Here is a 16,725-nt window from a genome sequence, read left to right on the forward strand (position 1 = left end):
ACAACCGCCCGCTTTCCGATGTTGCTGGGTGGGTATTCCCCTGTGGTGAGGGAGAGCGCAAGGGTGAAGATCGGACACACCCCAGAGTCTTTGTGATCTAGGGGTTTCAATCACCACCAGCCCAGGTAGGGTCAGGAAGCGTCCAGCTCCCCTTGGAGGAGGTGAGGACCGTGGCAGCCCACGACGACGACATCAACCGCGGCATCCGGCCCGGGCGGGGGTCTGAGGACCCAGCCGGCCAGGTTGCCTATCTAGAGCAGGAAATCGCCGTCCTGCGACGCAAGCTCGCCGACTCTCCGCGTCATACGAGGATTCTCGAAGAGCGGATCGTCGAGTTGCAGACCAGCCTGGCGGGCGTGTCCGCACAGAACGAGCGGCTCGCCAACACCCTCCGTGAGGCCCGCGACCAGATCGTGGCCCTCAAGGAGGAGGTCGACCGGCTCGCACAGCCGCCGGCCGGCTTCGGTGTCTTCCTGCACGCCAACGAGGACGGCACCGCCGACATCTTCACCGGGGGCCGCAAGCTCCGGGTGAACGTCAGCCCCAGCGTCGAACTCGACGACCTGAGGCGCGGCCAGGAAGTCATGCTCAACGAAGCGCTCAACGTGGTCGAGGCCATGGAGTTCGAGCGCGCCGGGGACATCGTCACCCTCAAGGAGATCCTCGAGGACGGCGAGCGCGCCCTGGTGGTCGGGCACACCGACGAGGAACGGGTGGTGAGGCTCGCCGAGCCGCTCCTGGACATCACCATCCGCCCCGGCGATGCGCTCCTGCTGGAACCCAGGTCCGGCTACGTCTACGAAGTGGTTCCCAAGAGCGAGGTCGAGGAGCTCGTCCTCGAAGAGGTCCCGGACGTCGACTACGACAAGATCGGCGGTCTGGGCAACCAGATCGAGCTGATCCGCGACGCGGTCGAACTCCCCTACCTCTACCCCGACCTCTTCAAGGAGCACGAACTGCGGCCGCCGAAGGGCATCCTGCTCTACGGCCCGCCGGGATGCGGCAAGACGCTGATCGCGAAGGCGGTCGCCAACTCCCTTGCCAAGAAGGTCGCCGAGGTGACCGGCCAGCCCGCGGGGAAGAGCTACTTCCTCAACATCAAGGGCCCCGAACTCCTCAACAAGTACGTCGGCGAGACCGAACGGCACATCCGTCTGGTCTTCCAGCGTGCCCGGGAGAAGGCGAGCGAGGGCACCCCCGTCATCGTCTTCTTCGACGAGATGGAATCGCTCTTCCGCACCCGCGGCTCCGGCGTCAGCTCGGACGTGGAGAACACCATCGTCCCGCAGCTGCTCGCCGAGATCGACGGCGTGGAGGGCCTGGAGAACGTCATCGTCATCGGCGCCTCCAATCGCGAGGACATGATCGACCCCGCGATCCTGCGGCCCGGCAGGCTCGATGTGAAGATCAAGATCGAGCGCCCGGACGCGGAGGCGGCGAAGGACATCTTCGCCAAGTACCTCAGGTCCTCCCTGCCGCTGCACGCCGACGACCTCGCCGAACACGGCGGGGACAAGGACGGCACCACCCACGCGATGATCCAGTCCGTGGTGGAGCAGATGTACGCGGAGTCCGAAGAGAACCGCTTCCTGGAAGTCACGTACGCCAACGGCGACAAGGAAGTCCTCTACTTCAAGGACTTCAACTCCGGCGCCATGATCCAGAACATCGTGGACCGGGCCAAGAAGATGGCCATCAAGGCCTTCCTCGACCAGAACCAGAAGGGCCTTCGCATCTCCCACCTCCTCCAGGCCTGCGTGGACGAGTTCAAGGAGAACGAGGACCTGCCGAACACCACCAACCCGGACGACTGGGCCAGGATTTCCGGAAAGAAGGGCGAGCGGATCGTATTCATCCGCACCCTCGTCACCGGAAAGCAGGGCGCGGACACCGGACGCTCCATCGACACGGTGGCCAACACCGGTCAGTACCTGTAAAAAGGCAGGCCGGCTGCGGGTGCCCGGGCGGGCACCCGCAGCCGACTGCTTTTCAGGCCACGAACAGCGCAAGAGCAATGACGGAATTGATCTCCCCACGAGCGCAAAGGCGTTCTAGGCTTTTCGGTACCGCCTAGTCGCGCAGTGCGGGGACGGGCACCGCACACGCACCGGAGAACCAGCGGTACTTGAGCGCCGCTCCCGCGGGGGAGCGCCGCCGGGCAAGGAGGGCCGCATGACCGTACGGCGAGTAATGGGCATCGAGACGGAGTACGGGATCTCCGTCCCCGGCCATCCCAACGCCAATGCCATGCTCACCTCGTCCCAGATCGTCAACGCCTACGCGGCGGCGATGCACCGGGCGCGCCGCGCCCGCTGGGACTTCGAGGAGGAGAACCCGCTGCGGGACGCCCGCGGCTTCGACCTCGCCCGCGAGGCCGCCGACTCCAGCCAGCTCACCGACGAGGACATCGGCCTCGCCAACGTCATCCTCACCAACGGGGCACGCCTGTACGTCGACCACGCCCACCCCGAGTACAGCTCGCCCGAGGTCACCAACCCGCGTGACGCCGTCCTGTGGGACAAGGCCGGCGAGCGCATCATGGCCGAGGCCGCCGAGCGCGCGGCCCAGCTGCCCGGCGCCCAGCCGATCCACCTGTACAAGAACAACACCGACAACAAGGGCGCCTCGTACGGCACGCACGAGAACTACCTGATGAAGCGGGAGACCGCGTTCTCGGACATCGTGCGCCATCTGACCCCGTTCTTCGTCTCGCGCCAGGTCATCACCGGCGCCGGACGCGTCGGCATCGGCCAGGACGGCCACGAGCACGGCTTCCAGATCAGCCAGCGGGCCGACTACTTCGAGGTCGAGGTCGGCCTGGAGACGACGCTCAAGCGCCCCATCATCAACACCCGCGACGAACCGCACGCGGACGCCGAGAAGTACCGCCGCCTGCACGTGATCATCGGCGACGCCAACCTGTCGGAGATCTCCACCTACCTCAAGCTGGGCACGACCTCGCTGGTCCTCTCCATGATCGAGGACGGGTTCATCAACGTCGACCTGGCCGTGGACCAGCCGGTCCGCACCCTGCACCAGGTCTCGCACGACCCCACCGTGCGACACCTGGTCACCCTCCGCAGCGGTCGCACCCTCACCGCGGTGCAGCTTCAGATGGAGTACTTCGAGCTGGCGCGCAAGTACGTCGACGAGCGCTTCGGCGCGGACGCAGACGAGCAGACCAAGGACGTCCTGGCCCGCTGGGAGGACGTCCTGAACCGGCTGGAGAACGACCCGATGAGCCTGTCGGGGGAGCTCGACTGGATCGCCAAGCGGGAGCTGATGGAGGGCTACCGGCGCCGTGACGGCCTCGACTGGGACGCGGCCCGCCTGCATCTGGTGGACCTCCAGTACGCCGACGTACGGCCCGACAAGGGCCTGTACAACCGCCTGGTGGCCCGCGGCAAGATGAAGCGCCTCCTGGACGATCCCGGCGTCCTGCGGGCCCAGACGAAGCCCCCGGAGGACACCAGGGCGTACTTCCGCGGCCGCTGCCTGGAGCAGTACGCGGACGACGTCGCGGCCGCCTCCTGGGACTCGGTCATCTTCGATCTGCCGGGCCGCGACTCGCTCCAGCGGGTGCCAACCCTGGAGCCCCTACGCGGAACGCGTAATCACGTGAAGGCGCTGCTGGACCGGTGCCGGACGGCCGAAGATCTGGTGCGGGTGCTCTCGGGGGGCTGAAAGCCCTGAGGTGTGGGAAACACAGAGGTAGGCCCCACACATTGCACCAACTGCGGGGCCGATGTCGGACCCGGCTTGTAGGGTCTGATCAAGGACTCTGATCACGTACATCGAACCGAGCGGGGTGAGGTAGATGGCGACCAAGGACACCGGCGGCGGACAGCAGAAGGCGACGCGTTCCACCGAGGAGGTCGAGGAGCAGGCGCAGGACGCGCAGGCTTCGGAGGACCTCAAGGAGCGCCAGGAGAAGTTGTCGGACGACGTGGACTCGGTTCTGGACGAGATCGACGACGTGCTTGAGGAGAACGCAGAGGACTTCGTGCGAAGCTTCGTTCAGAAGGGTGGACAGTAGTCCACGGATGTGAACGCGTCGGGGGTGAAGCGGTGCTCACGCTGTGAACGGATGCTGTCGTGGGAAGCCTTCGCAAAAAACAGGGCTTCCCGCGATGGGTACCAGGTCTACTGTCGCGAATGCTCGGCCTCATATCACCAGCAGCGCCAGGTGGCTCGCGGTAAAAACGTACGGCCTAGGGTGACGGCCCCGGAAGGCCACAAGTTCTGCCGCACTTGCGGAACAACCAAGCCGCACAGTGAGTGGTCCCGGAACCGCCGGTCGTCAGACGGCTTCGCAACGCTCTGCAAGTCGTGTAAGGCCGAGTCCCAGATGGGCCCTTGCGTAACCTGCCTCTCTGCTCCCGCCGTTCACGTGGATCACTGCCACCAGACGGGTAGGGTCCGAGGCGTACTCTGCTTCAACTGCAATTCGGCCATCGGCAAGTTGGGAGACGATCCCGACACCGTCCGTCGCGCTGCCGCCTACTTGGAAGGAACCTCGTGGAAGCCAACACTCGTGGCACCGGGCGTCTACCAGCTGCCTTCCTGACGCCCGGCTCCTCCTCATTCATGGACTTCCTGTCCGACCACTCGCCGGAGATGCTCCCCGGCAAGCGCGTCCTGCCGCCCGTGCAGGGTCATGTCGAAGCCCCGCACGGCACGACGATCGTGGCCGCGACTTTCCCCGGCGGGGTCGTGCTGGCCGGTGACCGGCGGGCCACGATGGGCAACATGATCGCCCAGCGCGACATCGAGAAGGTGTTCCCGGCCGACGAGTACTCGGCCGTCGGCATCGCCGGCACCGCCGGTCTCGCGGTCGAGATGGTCAAGCTCTTCCAGCTGGAGCTGGAGCACTTCGAGAAGGTCGAAGGCACCACGCTCTCCCTGGAGGGCAAGGCCAACCGGCTCTCCACGATGATCCGCGGCAACCTGGGCATGGCCATGCAGGGCCTGGCCGTGGTCCCGCTCTTCGCGGGGTACGACGTGGACCGTGAGAAGGGCCGGATCTTCTCCTACGACGTCACCGGCGGCCGCTCCGAGGAGCACGGCTTCGCGGCCACCGGCTCCGGCTCCATCTTCGCCCGGGGCTCCATGAAGAAGCTCTACCGCGAGGACCTGACGGAGCAGGAGACGACCACCCTGGTCATCCAGGCGCTCTACGACGCCGCCGACGACGACTCGGCCACCGGCGGCCCGGACATGGCGCGCCGGATCTTCCCGATCGTCACCGTCATCACCGAGGACGGCTTCCGCCGGCTCACCGAGGCGGAGTCCTCCGCGCTGGCCCGCTCCATCCTGGAACGGCGGCTGGAGCAGCCCGACGGCCCCCGGGCCTCCCTCCTCTGAGGCCCGCGCAGGCCCGAGATGACCCAGCCACTGACAGAAAGGGACGGTTAGCCGGTGTCGACCCCGTTCTATGTCTCACCCCAGCAGGCCATGGCCGACCGTGCGGAGTACGCCCGCAAGGGCATCGCCCGCGGCCGCAGCCTGGTTGTGATCCAGTACGCCGACGGCATCGTGTTCGTCGGTGAGAACCCGTCCCGCGCGCTGCACAAGTTCAGCGAGATCTACGACCGGATCGGCTTCGCGGCCGCCGGCAAGTACAACGAGTACGAGAACCTCCGCATCGGCGGCGTCCGTTACGCGGATCTGCGCGGATACACCTACGACCGTGACGATGTGACGGCCCGTGGGCTCGCCAACGTCTATGCGCAGACGCTGGGCACCATCTTCTCCAGTGTCGGTGAGAAGCCGTACGAGGTGGAGCTGGTCGTCGCCGAGGTCGGCAGCACGCCCGAAGAGGACCAGATCTACCGGCTGCCGCACGACGGCTCGATCGTGGACGAGCACGGCTCGGTCGCGGTCGGTGGCAATGCCGAGCAGATCAGCACCTTCCTGGACCAGCGCCATCAGGACGGCATGTCGCTCGCCGAGGCGCTGAGGCTGGCCGTGCAGGCGCTTTCCAGCCAGACCAATGGCGCCGACCGGGAGATCCCCGCGGAGCGTCTCGAGGTCGCGGTCCTGGACCGGACGCGGCCGCAGCAGCGGAAGTTCAAGCGGATCGTGGGGCGGCAGCTCTCCCGGCTGCTCCAGTCCGATGTCGCCAAGACCGAGCCCACCGAGGCCCCTTCGGACGATCTGGAGGAGACGGAGGACGAGTAGTCCCCGCCCCTCAAGCAATCCCGGTCCCTCGCGCGCCCCGGTTCCGCCTCAGGCGGGCCGGGGCGCGGCCGTGGACCCCCGTACGGCCAGCGACACCGGCAGGTCCCCGGTCTCCGCGGGCCGCCCCTCCAGGACGGCGAGCAGCGCCGCCATGCCGCGGGCGCCGACCTGTTCGGCGGGGAGGGTGAGCGTGGTCAGTTCCGGTTCGAGGGCGGTGGCGAGGGTGAGGCCGTCGAATCCGGTGACCGACACGTCGTCGGGGATGCGCAGCCCGAGCCGGTGGGCGGTCTTGCAGGCGCCCGCCGCCAGGAAGTCGTCGTCGCAGACCAGCGCGGTGGGGTGCGGGCCGGGGGAGTGCAGGGCGCGCTGTGCGGCCCGTCTGCCGCCGTCCACGCTGAGTCCGGCGCGCACGGTGCGCAGCTCGGCGTCGGGTACCGCGGCGAGCGTGTCGGCGAGGGCGCGGGCCCGTACGACGAAGGTCCAGGAGTCCACATCGGCGGCGATGTGGGTGAAGCGGCGGTGGCCGAGATCGAGCAGATGCTCCGTCAGGCGCCGTACGCCGTCGGCGATGTCGAGGTTGACGTGGGCCGCGGGCCCCGGCTCCTCGGGGTCGCTGTCGAGCATCACCAGCGGCAGGTCGCTGCCGCGGATGGAGGCGAGCGCGCCGGCGGCCATGGAGGAGGCGATGACGCCGTCGAGTGCGGTGCGCGCGGAGTCGAAGGGGTCGCGGGCGGGGCCGATGCCCTCGGGGGAGGGGTAGAGCACCACGCCGAAGCCGTGCTCGGCGGCGACCTTGGCCGCGCCCGCGTAGACCTGGGCGAAGAACTCGCTGGTCATGGCCGGCACCACGAGCAGCGCCGTCCTGGTGCGGCCGAGCCGCAGGCTGCGGGCGGCGAGATTGGGGCGGTAGCCGAGCTCGCGTGCGGCCTCCCGGACCAGCTCTGCGGTCCGCTCGGACACCCGGCCCCGCCATTTGTCGCCGAGGACCAGCGAGACGGTGGCCTGGGAGACCCCGGCGGCGCTCGCCACGTCCCGGCTGGTGGGCGGACGGGCACCGGCGGCGCGGCCGGTGAGCGCGGCGCGCGCGGCGCGCACCCCCGCCCGTGCTGGGACCGGAACGGATTCCGGGGCGTCCGGGCTGGTCACGGGTCCTCCAGGGCGGGTGACGAAGGGGCGCGGGGTGGACCCGCGCGCTCGCCACATGGTACGTATGACGTCGGACGTTATACGTAACACTGAAGGAGTGGTCATGGCGGCGGGGTACGCGGAGATCCTTCGGACCAGGCATGCCGCGCGGCTGCTCGCGGGCACGCTCACCGGACGCCTGCCGAACGCGACCGCCGCGATCGCGATCGTCTTCTTCGTCCGCGCCGAGGGCGGCAGCTACTCGCTCGCGGGCGCCCTGACCGCCGTCTACGGCGTGGCCACCGCCGTCGGCCAGCCGCTGCTCGGGCGGGCCGTCGACCTGTACGGCCAGCCGCGCGTCATGCTCCCCGCCTCCGTCCTGTCGGCCCTCGCCATGGTCGTGCCGGCCGCCGTCGGCATCCGGCCCGCCGGTGTGGCGTACGCGGCGGTCCTCGTCGCGGGGCTCGCCACACCGCCCCTGGAGGGCGGCCTGCGTGCCCTGTGGCCCAGCGTCCTGAAGCGCGAGGACCAGGTGCACACCGCGTACGCCATGGACGCGATAGCCCAGGAGGTGATGTTCACGGTCGGCCCGCTGCTCGTCACCGTCTCCATCGCGCTCTGGTCGCCCGCCGCCGCACTGGTCCTGATCAACGCGCTCGGGGTGGTCGGCGCGCTCAGCGTCGTCCTCTCGCGGCCGTCCAGGACCTGGCGTTCGGCGCCCCGCGAGGCGCACTGGCTCGGCGCGCTGCGCTCGCCCGGGCTGCTGGCGCTGCTCGGTTCGTTCTTCTTCGTCGGCCTGGCGCTCGGCGCCATCATCGTGGCCGCCTCCGCCTACGCCGACGACCACGGCAGCGACACGATCTACGGCTGGCTGATGGCGGGCAACGGACTCGGCGCCCTGCTGGGCGGCCTCGTCTACGGAGCCCGGCAGTGGAGCGGTGCCCCCGAGAAGCGGCTGCGGATCCTCGTGGCGCTGCTCGCCGTCGGCTATCTGCCGCTCACGCTCGTGCCCGGGCTGCCCGCGATGGCCGCGCTCACCGTCGTTTCCGGACTCTTCCTCGCGCCGTCCATCGCCTGCGCGTTCATCGTCGTCGACCGGCACGCCCCGCGCGGCACGGTGACCGAGGCGTTCTCCTGGCTGGTGACGGCCTTCGGCGTGGGCACCGCGCTCGGCACGGCTGCGGCCGGTCCCGCGGTCGAACTCGGCGGAACGGGCGCGAGTTTCGCGGTCGCCGGCGGCGGTGGAATCGCGGCGCTGGTGGTCCTGCTCGCGACGCAAAGGGTGCTCGCGGCTCCCGCGGGTTCGCGCCAGGTGGTAGGAGTTGACGAAAATGATCGAAACCGTGCCGTCGAACCCGGTTTCAGCTCAGGCCATCAGGCGTAATGTTCCCTCATGGACCGCCGCATTTTCGGGCTGGAGAACGAGTACGGCGTCACGTGCACGTTCAGGGGACAGCGCCGACTGTCTCCTGACGAAGTGGCGCGCTACCTCTTCCGCCGTGTTGTGTCATGGGGCCGCAGTAGCAACGTCTTTCTGCGGAACGGCGCCCGCCTCTACCTTGACGTGGGATCGCATCCGGAATACGCAACTCCCGAATGCGACAACGTGACCGAACTGGTCACGCACGACAAAGCCGGCGAGCGCATTCTCGAAGGCCTGCTCGTCGACGCCGAACGCCGCCTGCACGAGGAGGGAATCGCGGGCGACGTATACCTCTTCAAGAACAACACCGACTCGGCGGGAAACTCCTACGGCTGCCACGAGAACTATCTGGTCGCCCGGCACGGGGAGTTCTCCCGGCTCGCGGACATCCTCATCCCGTTCCTCGTCACCCGGCAGCTGATCTGCGGCGCCGGAAAGGTGCTCCAGACGCCGCGCGGCGCGGTCTACTGCGTCAGCCAGCGCGCGGAGCACATCTGGGAGGGCGTCAGTTCCGCCACCACCCGCTCGCGTCCGATCATCAACACCCGGGACGAGCCGCACGCGGACGCCGAGCGCTACCGGCGCCTGCACGTCATCGTCGGCGACTCCAACATGTCGGAGACGACGATGCTGCTCAAGGTCGGCGCGACCGACCTCGTGCTGCGCATGATCGAGGCCGGTACGGTCATGCGCGACCTCACCCTGGAGAACCCGATCCGGGCCATCCGCGAGGTCTCCCACGACATCACGGGCCAGCGCAAGGTGCGCCTGGCCAGCGGGCGCGAGGCCTCCGCCCTCGAAGTGCAGCGCGAGTACTACGAGAAGGCCGTCGACTTCGTGGAGCGGCGTGGCATCCGCACCGGCACCGTCGAGCAGGTCCTCGAACTGTGGGGCCGCACCCTGGACGCCATCGAGGCCGAGGACCTCGACCGGATCGGCACCGAGATCGACTGGGTCATGAAGTACAAGCTCATCGAGCGGTACCGGGCCAAGAACAACATGACCATGTCGCATCCGCGGGTGGCGCAGATAGACCTCGCCTACCACGACATCCACCGTCGGCGGGGCCTGTACTACCTCCTGGAGCGCAAGGGGCAGGCCGCCAGGATCTGCAACGACCTGAAGATCTTCGAGGGCAAGTCGGTGCCCCCGCAGACCACCAGGGCCCGCCTTCGCGGCGACTTCATCCGCCGTGCCCAGGAGCAGCGCCGGGACTTCACGGTCGACTGGGTGCATCTGAAGCTCAACGACCAGGCGCAGCGCACCGTGTTGTGCAAGGACCCGTTCCGGTCGGTGGACGACCGCGTGGAGAAGCTGATCGCCGGCATGTGACCCGGCGTCAGCCGTGCTGTTCCGGGGGCCCCGTACGTGGTTGCGTACGGGGCCCCCGGGCATGCCGGAGCCTTGTGGTACGGGAGTGGGGCCGTAGAGTGGCGGCTCCGACCGTTCCAGCTACCCCGAGGACCACTGTGCGACGCCGACTTGCTGCCGTGCTCATCGTGCCGGCCCTGATGCTCACCGCGGCCTGCGGAGGAGGTGACGACGACGCAGCGAAGAAGAAGGACGCGTCCGCTTCTCCCTCCGACTCGGCGTCGCAGCCCTCGGCCCCCAAGCCGGTGTCCGAGGCCTCGCCGATGCCCACCGTCGAGGGTGACGCGGGCAAGAAGCCCACGATCACCATCCCCAAGGGCGACCCGAGCGGGAAGTTCGTCATCAAGACGCTGACCGCGGGCACCGGCCCCGAGGTCAAGAAGGACGACCTGGCGGTCACCAAGTACACCGGGAAGGTCTGGAAGAGCGGCAAGGACCTCGCCGGCTCCTATGACAAGGACGGCGTGCCCCAGGTCATTCCGGCCGGCTCGCAGACCTACATCCCGGCGTTCAGCCAGGCGGTGCTCGGCCAGAAGGTCGGCGCCCGCGTCCTGGTCGTCGCCCCGCCGGCCGCCGCGTTCGGCTCCGCGGGCAAGGAGCAGCTCGGGGTCGGCCCCGCCGACAACCTGGTCTTCGTCCTCGACATCGACAGCGTGATGCCGAAGAAGGTCGAGGGCACCCAGGCCGCCATCCCGTCCGACCTGCCGCAGATCAAGGCGGACAAGGACGAGGCCGCCACGATCACCGTCCCGAAGAACGACCCGCCGAAGAAGCTCGTCGACCAGGTCCTCATCGAGGGCAAGGGCGCCGAGGTCAAGAACGGCCAGACGGTCTACATGCAGTACAGCGGCGCCACCTGGAAGCCCAACGAGGGTCAGCCCCAGGCGAAGCTGTTCGACACCTCCTGGAAGACCGGCGCCCCGTTCTCGACGGTGATCGGCCAGGGCCAGGTCATCGAGGGCTGGGACAAGGGCCTGGTCGGCAAGAAGGTCGGCAGCCGGGTGCTGCTCGTCATCCCGCCGGAGCAGGGCTACAAGGACAAGGCGCAGGGCGAGGACATCCCCGCGAACTCCACCCTGGTCTTCGTCGTGGACATCGTCGGAGCAATGTAAGACTGTTCCGGTTGCCCATAGCGATTAGTAGGAGCATTACGTGAGCATCGACAAGCCCGAGATCGACTTCCCCGAGGGTCAGCCGCCGGCGGACCTGGAGATCAAGGAGATCTGGGAGGGCGACGGCGCCGTCGCCAAGGCCGGAGACTTCGTCAAGGTCCACTACGTGGGCGTGGCGTTCTCCACCGGCGAGGAGTTCGACGCCTCCTGGAACCGTGGCAACCCGCTGGAGTTCAAGCTGGGCGCCGGTCAGGTCATCGAGGGCTGGGACAAGGGCATCCAGGGCATGAAGGTCGGCGGCCGCCGCCGGCTGACCATCCCCGCCCACCTCGCCTACGGCGACCGCGGCGCCGGCAGCGCCATCGCCCCGGGCGAGACGCTGATCTTCGTCTGCGACCTGGTCGCCGTCTGAGACGCGCCCCGGTCGGTTCCGGGTGACCGGAGCCGACCGCACCGAGGGTCCATGCCTGCCGGCATGGGCCCTCGGCTTTTGCCCCGGCAGCCCGGAGCGGTACGGTCAACGGTCGTAGCGCACAACGAGAGAGGGCGTAGGGCATCGATGGCGATCGCCAAGGCCGAGCGGCTGATGAACCTGGCGTTGTGTCTGCTCGGGACACGGCGCGCACTCAGCAAGCGGGAGCTGCGCGAGTCCATCGAGGCCTATCTCGAAGCGGGATCCGACGACTCCTTCAACCGGATGTTCGAGCGGGACAAGGACGACCTGCGGGAACTCGGCCTGGTGATCGAGACCGTGGAGAACCTCGACGGGGAGACCGGCTATCTCGCCCGCCGCGACAGCAACCGTCTGCCGCCGGTCCAGCTCGACGTCGAGGAGGCCGCGGCCCTCGGGCTCGCGGCCCGCGTGTGGCAGCAGGCCCGGCTCGCGGGAGCGGCCAGCGGCGCACTTCAGAAGCTGCGCGCCGCCGGGATGCCGGAAGCCGACAATCCGTATGAGCACAGTGCGATCGAACCGCGCATCCCGGTCCACGAGGCGGCCTTCGAGCCCCTGATGCTGGCCTGTCGCGACCGCCGTCCGGTGATCTTCGACTACCGCAAGGTGACCGCCGTGCGCCCCGAGGCCCGGCACGTCGAGCCCTGGGGTCTGGAGTGCTGGCGCGGCCACTGGTATCTGGCCGGCTGGGACCGCGACCGGGGCGCCGAGCGGGTCTTCCGCCTCAGCCGCATCTCCGGCCGGGTGCGCTCGCGCGCGGGCGCCTTCACCGCGCCGGTGCCCGATGTCGTCACCGTGCGCGAGACCGTGGAGACCTGGGCGGGCGAGACCGCGACCCGCTCGGCGCGGATCCGGCTGCGCGCGGGCGCCGGCTACCCGCTGCGCTCGCGGGCCACCTCGGCACGTGAACTCGGCGACGGCTGGGACGAGTTGGAGATTCCGTACGGGCACGGGCTCGATGCCCACCTGGTGGAGTTCGGCCCCGATGTGGTCGTGCTGGAACCCGCCGATCTGCGGGCCGATGTGATCGACCGGCTGCGTGCCGTGGCCAAGGGCTGAGGGGGACCGTACGACCATGGCTGCCAACGCCATCGACCAGACGCGGCGGATGCTGTCGCTGGTGACCTATCTGCGGGAGCGCCCCGGCGCCCATGTCGCGGACGTCGCCCGCGCCTTCGGCATCACCGAGGACGAACTCATCTCCGACCTCGACGTGCTGCCCATGTGCGGCACGAGCTTCCGGGGCGGCGACCTCCTGGACATCGACACCGACGGCGACCGCATCTGGTGGCACAACCCCGACGACGTCGCGGCGCCGCTCCGGCTCGCCGCCGACGAGGCGACCGCGCTGCTCGTCGCCGCGCGGGCCGTCTCCACGCTGCCGGGCCTGCGCGAGGGCGACCGGCAGGCGCTGCTGCGCGCCACCGCCAAGCTGGAGGCGGCGGCCGGCGAGGCGGCCGGCGCCAGCTCCCGGCTCTCGGTCACCTTCGAGTCCGAGGGCGGGGTCTTCGCCGAGGTGGACCGGGCGATCTCCGAGCGCCGCCGGCTGTGGGTGAAGTACTACTCGCCCGCCCGGGACGAGCTCACCGAGCGCGAGGTCGACCCGATCCGCCTCTTCGCCGTCGGCCACACCTACATGGAGGCGTGGTGCCGGCTCTCCGAGGCCCGGCGCACCTTCCGCCTCGACCGGGTCGCCGAGATCCGGCTGCTCGACGAGGCGTCCGCGCCGCCCGAGCTGGAGCTGCGCGACCTGTCCGAGGGACTGGTCCAGCCGTCCGCCGAGGACCCCGAGGTCGTCGTCGAGGTGAGCCCCGGCGGACGCTGGGTCGCCGAGTACTACCCGCACGACAGCGCCGAGGAGCTGGCCGACGGGGGCCTGCGGATCACGCTGCGCACCCCCGACCCCGCCTCGCTGCGGCGCCTGGCGCTGCGCCTCGGGCGGGACGGCCGGATCGTCACGCCGGACGACCTCGCCGAGAGCGCCCGGCGCGCGGCCCGTGAGGCGCTGGCCGGTTATGAGGAATCGCCCGCGCCCGACCACCACAGCTGAGGAGACGCACGGAACATGTCGGTATTCCCCGGTGTTTCCCGTCCGGTGATCCCGGTCCTCTTCAAGGCGGCCTGCCCGCAGTGCCGGGCCCGCTTCGAGCTCGGCCCCGCCGCGCTCCGGCTCGCGATCGGCGCCAGCCGCCGCACCACCTTCTACTCCTTCACCTGCCCCGAGTGCGGCTCGGCCGTCCGCAAGCCGGCCGGGGAGCGCATCATCGAACTCCTCACCGGCGGCGGCGTCCGCACCCTCCGTCTCCACTCCACCGTCTAGGGTCCGCATCCATGTTCTGGCCGATGATCGCCATCGCCCTGGGTTTCCTCGGGATCGCCGTGCTCGGCGTCCTCGCCATCAAGGTCTTCGTCGAGGCGCAGCGGCTCGGCCGTCAAGTGGCCGACACCACCCGGAAGGTCAATCGCGCCGCCGAGGAGCTGGAGCGTGCCGCCGTCGACCTCGCGGGCGCCGGGGAAACACTGCGATGACCGGTGCGCTCTGATGTCGCCCGTTTCGGGGCGGTACGCTGCACAACGCGGCCCAGGAAGCGAGGCCCGGTCCGCAAACGGGAGTACGCACGGGGATTGCCCGGCGTTCACCCCCGCGCGTTACGATCGCTGCACGTAAGGCGGTCGGACATCCGTCCGGTCGCCACCCCGCAGCAGCCCCCACTCTGTAGCCTCGGTGAGAAGGTAAACGCTTATGTTCGGAAGGCTCGGCGCCCCCGAGATCATTCTCATCCTCATCGTCGTCGTCCTGCTGTTCGGCGCGAAGAAGCTCCCGGACATGGCGCGGTCGCTCGGCAAGTCGGCCCGCATCCTCAAGAGCGAGGCCAAGGCCATGAAGTCCGACGGTCAGCAGACCGCTCCGGCCGACCCGCCGGTCCCCGGCGAGCAGCCGCCGGCCCAGCGCACGATCCAGTCGGCGCCCGGTGACGTGAGCAGCGCCCGCCCGGTGAACGAGCCGACGGACACCACGCAGCGCTGACACCGGGCCGAAGCAGGCGCTGTTCACCTCTGTGACCAAAGTGACCTGCCGCACGAGATGAGGACGTGGGTTGCTCAAGTCTGCCCGCAAACAACAGAGGGACCCCGAGGGGCGGATGCCGCTCTCGGACCACCTTCGCGAGCTGCGCAACCGGCTCGCCAAGGCGGTGTTCGCGATTCTGCTCTGCGCCATCGTGGCGGCGTTCTACTACAAGGACATCGCCGGGCTGATCACCAAGCCGATCACGCGCTCGGTCGGCTGCCCGGACAACTTCCACGAGCTCACCAGCAAGAACGCGGACACCTGCGGCCAGATCACGATGTCCGGCCTCATGGGGCCGTTCACGCTGATGATCAAGGTGTCGATGGTGGCGGGCGTCGTCGCGGCCAGCCCGGTCTGGCTCTACCAGCTGTGGGCCTTCGTCTCGCCGGGCCTGCACAAGCACGAGCGGCGCTACTCGCTGAGCTTCGTCGCGGCGGGCGTCCCGCTCTTCGTGGCCGGCGGCTGGTTCTCGTACCACGTGCTGCCCGCGGCGGCCGAGGTGCTGCTCGGCTTCACGCCCTCGGGCGTGACCAACCTGCTGCCGCTCAACGAGATCATCGACCTCGTCACGCGCATGATCATCGTATTCGGCCTCTCCTTCGAGCTGCCGCTCTTCCTCGTCATGCTCAACTTCAGCGGCATTCTCACCGGCCGCCGGATGCTGGGCTGGTGGCGCGGAATGATCATGGGTGTGACGGTCTTCGCGGCCTTCGCGACGCCGACCGTCGACCCGGTCTCGATGCTCTCGCTCGCCACCCCGATCGTCGGCCTGTACTTCATCGCCGTGATCATCTCGATCCTGAACGACAAGCGGCGCAGGGAGCGTGCCGAAGCCGGTCCGGCCGACGACGAGGCCTCCGAGCTGGATCTGACCCCCGAGGACGTCGGCGCGGTCGAACCCGTGAGTGCCGGGCCGGGGCTGCCCGAGCAGTCCGACGGGGGACGCTCCGCCAAGCTCAACGGGTACGACGACATCACCTGACCTTGACGAGATCGCCGGAGCTTGTAGGGTCCGGCGGGTGACCAGCGAGATCACCCTCTTCGTCAATCCCACCGCGGGACGCGGCCGGGGCGCGCACGCCGCGCAGCCGGCCGCTTCCGCGTTGCGGGCCGCAGGCTTCTCCGTACGCACCGTCCTCGGGCAGGACGCCGACGACGCCCTGCGCCGCGTGCGGGAGGCCGTCGAGGGGGGCACCGGGGCGCTCATCGCCGTCGGCGGTGACGGCATGGTCAACCTCGCGCTCCAGGCCGTCGCCGGCACCGCCACCCCGCTCGGCGTCGTCGCCGCGGGCACCGGCAACGACTTCGCCCGGGCGCTGGGCCTGCCGATACGCGACCCGGCCCGGGCCGGCGAACTCGCGGCCCGGGCCCTCAAGGGCGGCCACGGCACGGACGTCGATCTCGGCCGGATCGGCGAGCGCTGGTTCGCCACGGTCCTCGCCTCCGGCTTCGACTCCAAGGTCAACGACCGCGGCAACCGCATGCGATGGCCCGGCGGCCGCTTCAAGTACGACCTCGCGATGCTCGCCGAACTCGCCGCCTTCAAGCCCATCCCGTACAAGATCACCCTCGACGACGGCGAGACCCGTGAGGTCGAGGCGACTCTCGTCGCGGTCGGGAACGCCTCCTCCTACGGAGGAGGCATGCGCATCTGCGCCGACGCCGATCTCACCGACGGGCTCTTCGACGTCACCGTCGTCGGCGACTGCTCGCGCGCCACCCTCATCAAGGTCTTCCCGCGGGTCTACCGGGGCACCCACCTCGGCCACCCCAAGGTCACCACCTACCGTGTCGCCTCGATCACGCTCGCCGCCGACGGCGTCACGGGGTACGCCGACGGGGAACGGCTCGGTCCGCTCCCGCTCACCGCGGAGTGTGTGCGCGGCGCCGTACGGGTATTGGCACCCCTACCGGCACCCGGCCGGAAGGCCGTCCACAGCGGCCTCCCATAAAGATCGCGACCTCTGTCAGAGGCGGCGGGTAGGCTCGAAGA

Annotated in this window: 18 protein-coding genes; 17 read left to right on the forward strand and 1 reads right to left on the reverse strand. The window is 69.4% G+C overall.

Annotated elements, in window-relative coordinates; all coding sequences use genetic code 11:
- Window positions 1-170 precede the first annotated feature (170 nt).
- From arc to prcA, 6 genes are all read left to right on the forward strand, one after another.
- Window positions 171-1,937: a proteasome ATPase gene (gene arc / locus DWB77_RS30250; RefSeq protein ID WP_120724967.1), complete on the forward strand. Its 1,767-nt coding sequence runs from the start codon at window positions 171-173 to the stop codon at window positions 1,935-1,937.
- 235 nt (window positions 1,938-2,172) lie between these two features.
- Window positions 2,173-3,684, forward strand: a complete 1,512-nt coding sequence (gene dop / locus DWB77_RS30255; protein ID WP_120724969.1) for a depupylase/deamidase Dop — start codon at window positions 2,173-2,175, stop codon at window positions 3,682-3,684.
- Between the two features lie 133 nt (window positions 3,685-3,817).
- Window positions 3,818-4,036 (forward strand): ubiquitin-like protein Pup, encoded by a 219-nt coding sequence (locus tag DWB77_RS30260; RefSeq protein ID WP_016325855.1) that lies wholly within the window; start codon window positions 3,818-3,820, stop codon window positions 4,034-4,036.
- A 312-nt stretch (window positions 4,037-4,348) separates the two neighbouring features.
- The gene (locus DWB77_RS39660; RefSeq protein WP_428985161.1) at window positions 4,349-4,567 is read left to right on the forward strand and encodes an endonuclease VII domain-containing protein; all 219 of its coding nucleotides are present in this window, start codon (window positions 4,349-4,351) and stop codon (window positions 4,565-4,567) included.
- A complete protein-coding gene (gene prcB / locus DWB77_RS30270; RefSeq protein WP_120724973.1) occupies window positions 4,519-5,364 on the forward strand; it encodes a proteasome subunit beta in 846 nt (281 codons plus the stop codon). The genes DWB77_RS39660 and prcB overlap by 49 nt, the downstream gene beginning before the upstream one ends.
- Window positions 5,365-5,418: 54 nt before the next feature.
- Complete coding sequence (gene prcA, locus DWB77_RS30275; protein ID WP_120724975.1) at window positions 5,419-6,180, forward strand: proteasome subunit alpha; 762 nt, start codon at window positions 5,419-5,421, stop codon at window positions 6,178-6,180.
- 48 nt (window positions 6,181-6,228) lie between these two features.
- On the opposite strand, the gene DWB77_RS30280 is transcribed toward prcA, so the two are convergent.
- Window positions 6,229-7,326, reverse strand: coding sequence for a LacI family DNA-binding transcriptional regulator (locus DWB77_RS30280; RefSeq protein WP_246033683.1), 1,098 nt, complete (start codon window positions 7,324-7,326; stop codon window positions 6,229-6,231).
- A 103-nt stretch (window positions 7,327-7,429) separates the two neighbouring features.
- Between DWB77_RS30280 and DWB77_RS30285 the strand changes: the two genes are divergently transcribed.
- The 11 genes from DWB77_RS30285 (at window position 7,430) to DWB77_RS30335 (ending at window position 16,684) form a co-directional block, all read left to right on the forward strand.
- Window positions 7,430-8,689 carry an MFS transporter gene (locus DWB77_RS30285; protein ID WP_120724979.1) on the forward strand — a complete coding sequence of 420 codons (1,260 nt, stop codon included), beginning with the start codon at window positions 7,430-7,432 and terminating at the stop codon, window positions 8,687-8,689.
- A gap of 9 nt (window positions 8,690-8,698) precedes the next feature.
- Entirely contained in the window at window positions 8,699-10,060 is a 1,362-nt protein-coding gene (gene pafA, locus DWB77_RS30290; RefSeq protein ID WP_120724981.1) for a Pup--protein ligase, read from the forward strand.
- Between the two features lie 137 nt (window positions 10,061-10,197).
- Window positions 10,198-11,211 (forward strand): FKBP-type peptidyl-prolyl cis-trans isomerase, encoded by a 1,014-nt coding sequence (locus tag DWB77_RS30295; protein ID WP_120724983.1) that lies wholly within the window; start codon window positions 10,198-10,200, stop codon window positions 11,209-11,211.
- A 40-nt stretch (window positions 11,212-11,251) separates the two neighbouring features.
- Window positions 11,252-11,623 carry an FKBP-type peptidyl-prolyl cis-trans isomerase gene (locus tag DWB77_RS30300; RefSeq protein ID WP_120724985.1) on the forward strand — a complete coding sequence of 124 codons (372 nt, stop codon included), beginning with the start codon at window positions 11,252-11,254 and terminating at the stop codon, window positions 11,621-11,623.
- 147 nt (window positions 11,624-11,770) lie between these two features.
- Window positions 11,771-12,721 carry a helix-turn-helix transcriptional regulator gene (locus DWB77_RS30305; RefSeq protein WP_120724986.1) on the forward strand — a complete coding sequence of 317 codons (951 nt, stop codon included), beginning with the start codon at window positions 11,771-11,773 and terminating at the stop codon, window positions 12,719-12,721.
- Window positions 12,722-12,737: 16 nt separating this feature from the next.
- Window positions 12,738-13,712 carry a helix-turn-helix transcriptional regulator gene (locus DWB77_RS30310; RefSeq protein ID WP_120724988.1) on the forward strand — a complete coding sequence of 325 codons (975 nt, stop codon included), beginning with the start codon at window positions 12,738-12,740 and terminating at the stop codon, window positions 13,710-13,712.
- Between the two features lie 15 nt (window positions 13,713-13,727).
- Entirely contained in the window at window positions 13,728-13,982 is a 255-nt protein-coding gene (locus DWB77_RS30315) for a hypothetical protein (protein WP_120724990.1), read from the forward strand.
- Window positions 13,983-13,993: 11 nt separating this feature from the next.
- On the forward strand, window positions 13,994-14,191 hold the full coding sequence (locus DWB77_RS30320) for a hypothetical protein (protein ID WP_120724992.1): 198 nt from the start codon (window positions 13,994-13,996) through the stop codon (window positions 14,189-14,191).
- 214 nt (window positions 14,192-14,405) lie between these two features.
- Entirely contained in the window at window positions 14,406-14,690 is a 285-nt protein-coding gene (tatA, locus tag DWB77_RS30325; RefSeq protein ID WP_120724994.1) for a Sec-independent protein translocase subunit TatA, read from the forward strand.
- Window positions 14,691-14,760: 70 nt separating this feature from the next.
- Complete coding sequence (tatC, locus tag DWB77_RS30330; RefSeq protein ID WP_120724996.1) at window positions 14,761-15,714, forward strand: twin-arginine translocase subunit TatC; 954 nt, start codon at window positions 14,761-14,763, stop codon at window positions 15,712-15,714.
- Between the two features lie 37 nt (window positions 15,715-15,751).
- Window positions 15,752-16,684: a diacylglycerol kinase gene (locus DWB77_RS30335; protein ID WP_120724998.1), complete on the forward strand. Its 933-nt coding sequence runs from the start codon at window positions 15,752-15,754 to the stop codon at window positions 16,682-16,684.
- Window positions 16,685-16,725: the final 41 nt, after the last annotated feature.

It is taken from the genome of Streptomyces hundungensis (assembly GCF_003627815.1).
In the GTDB taxonomy this organism is placed as follows: domain Bacteria; phylum Actinomycetota; class Actinomycetes; order Streptomycetales; family Streptomycetaceae; genus Streptomyces; species Streptomyces hundungensis_A.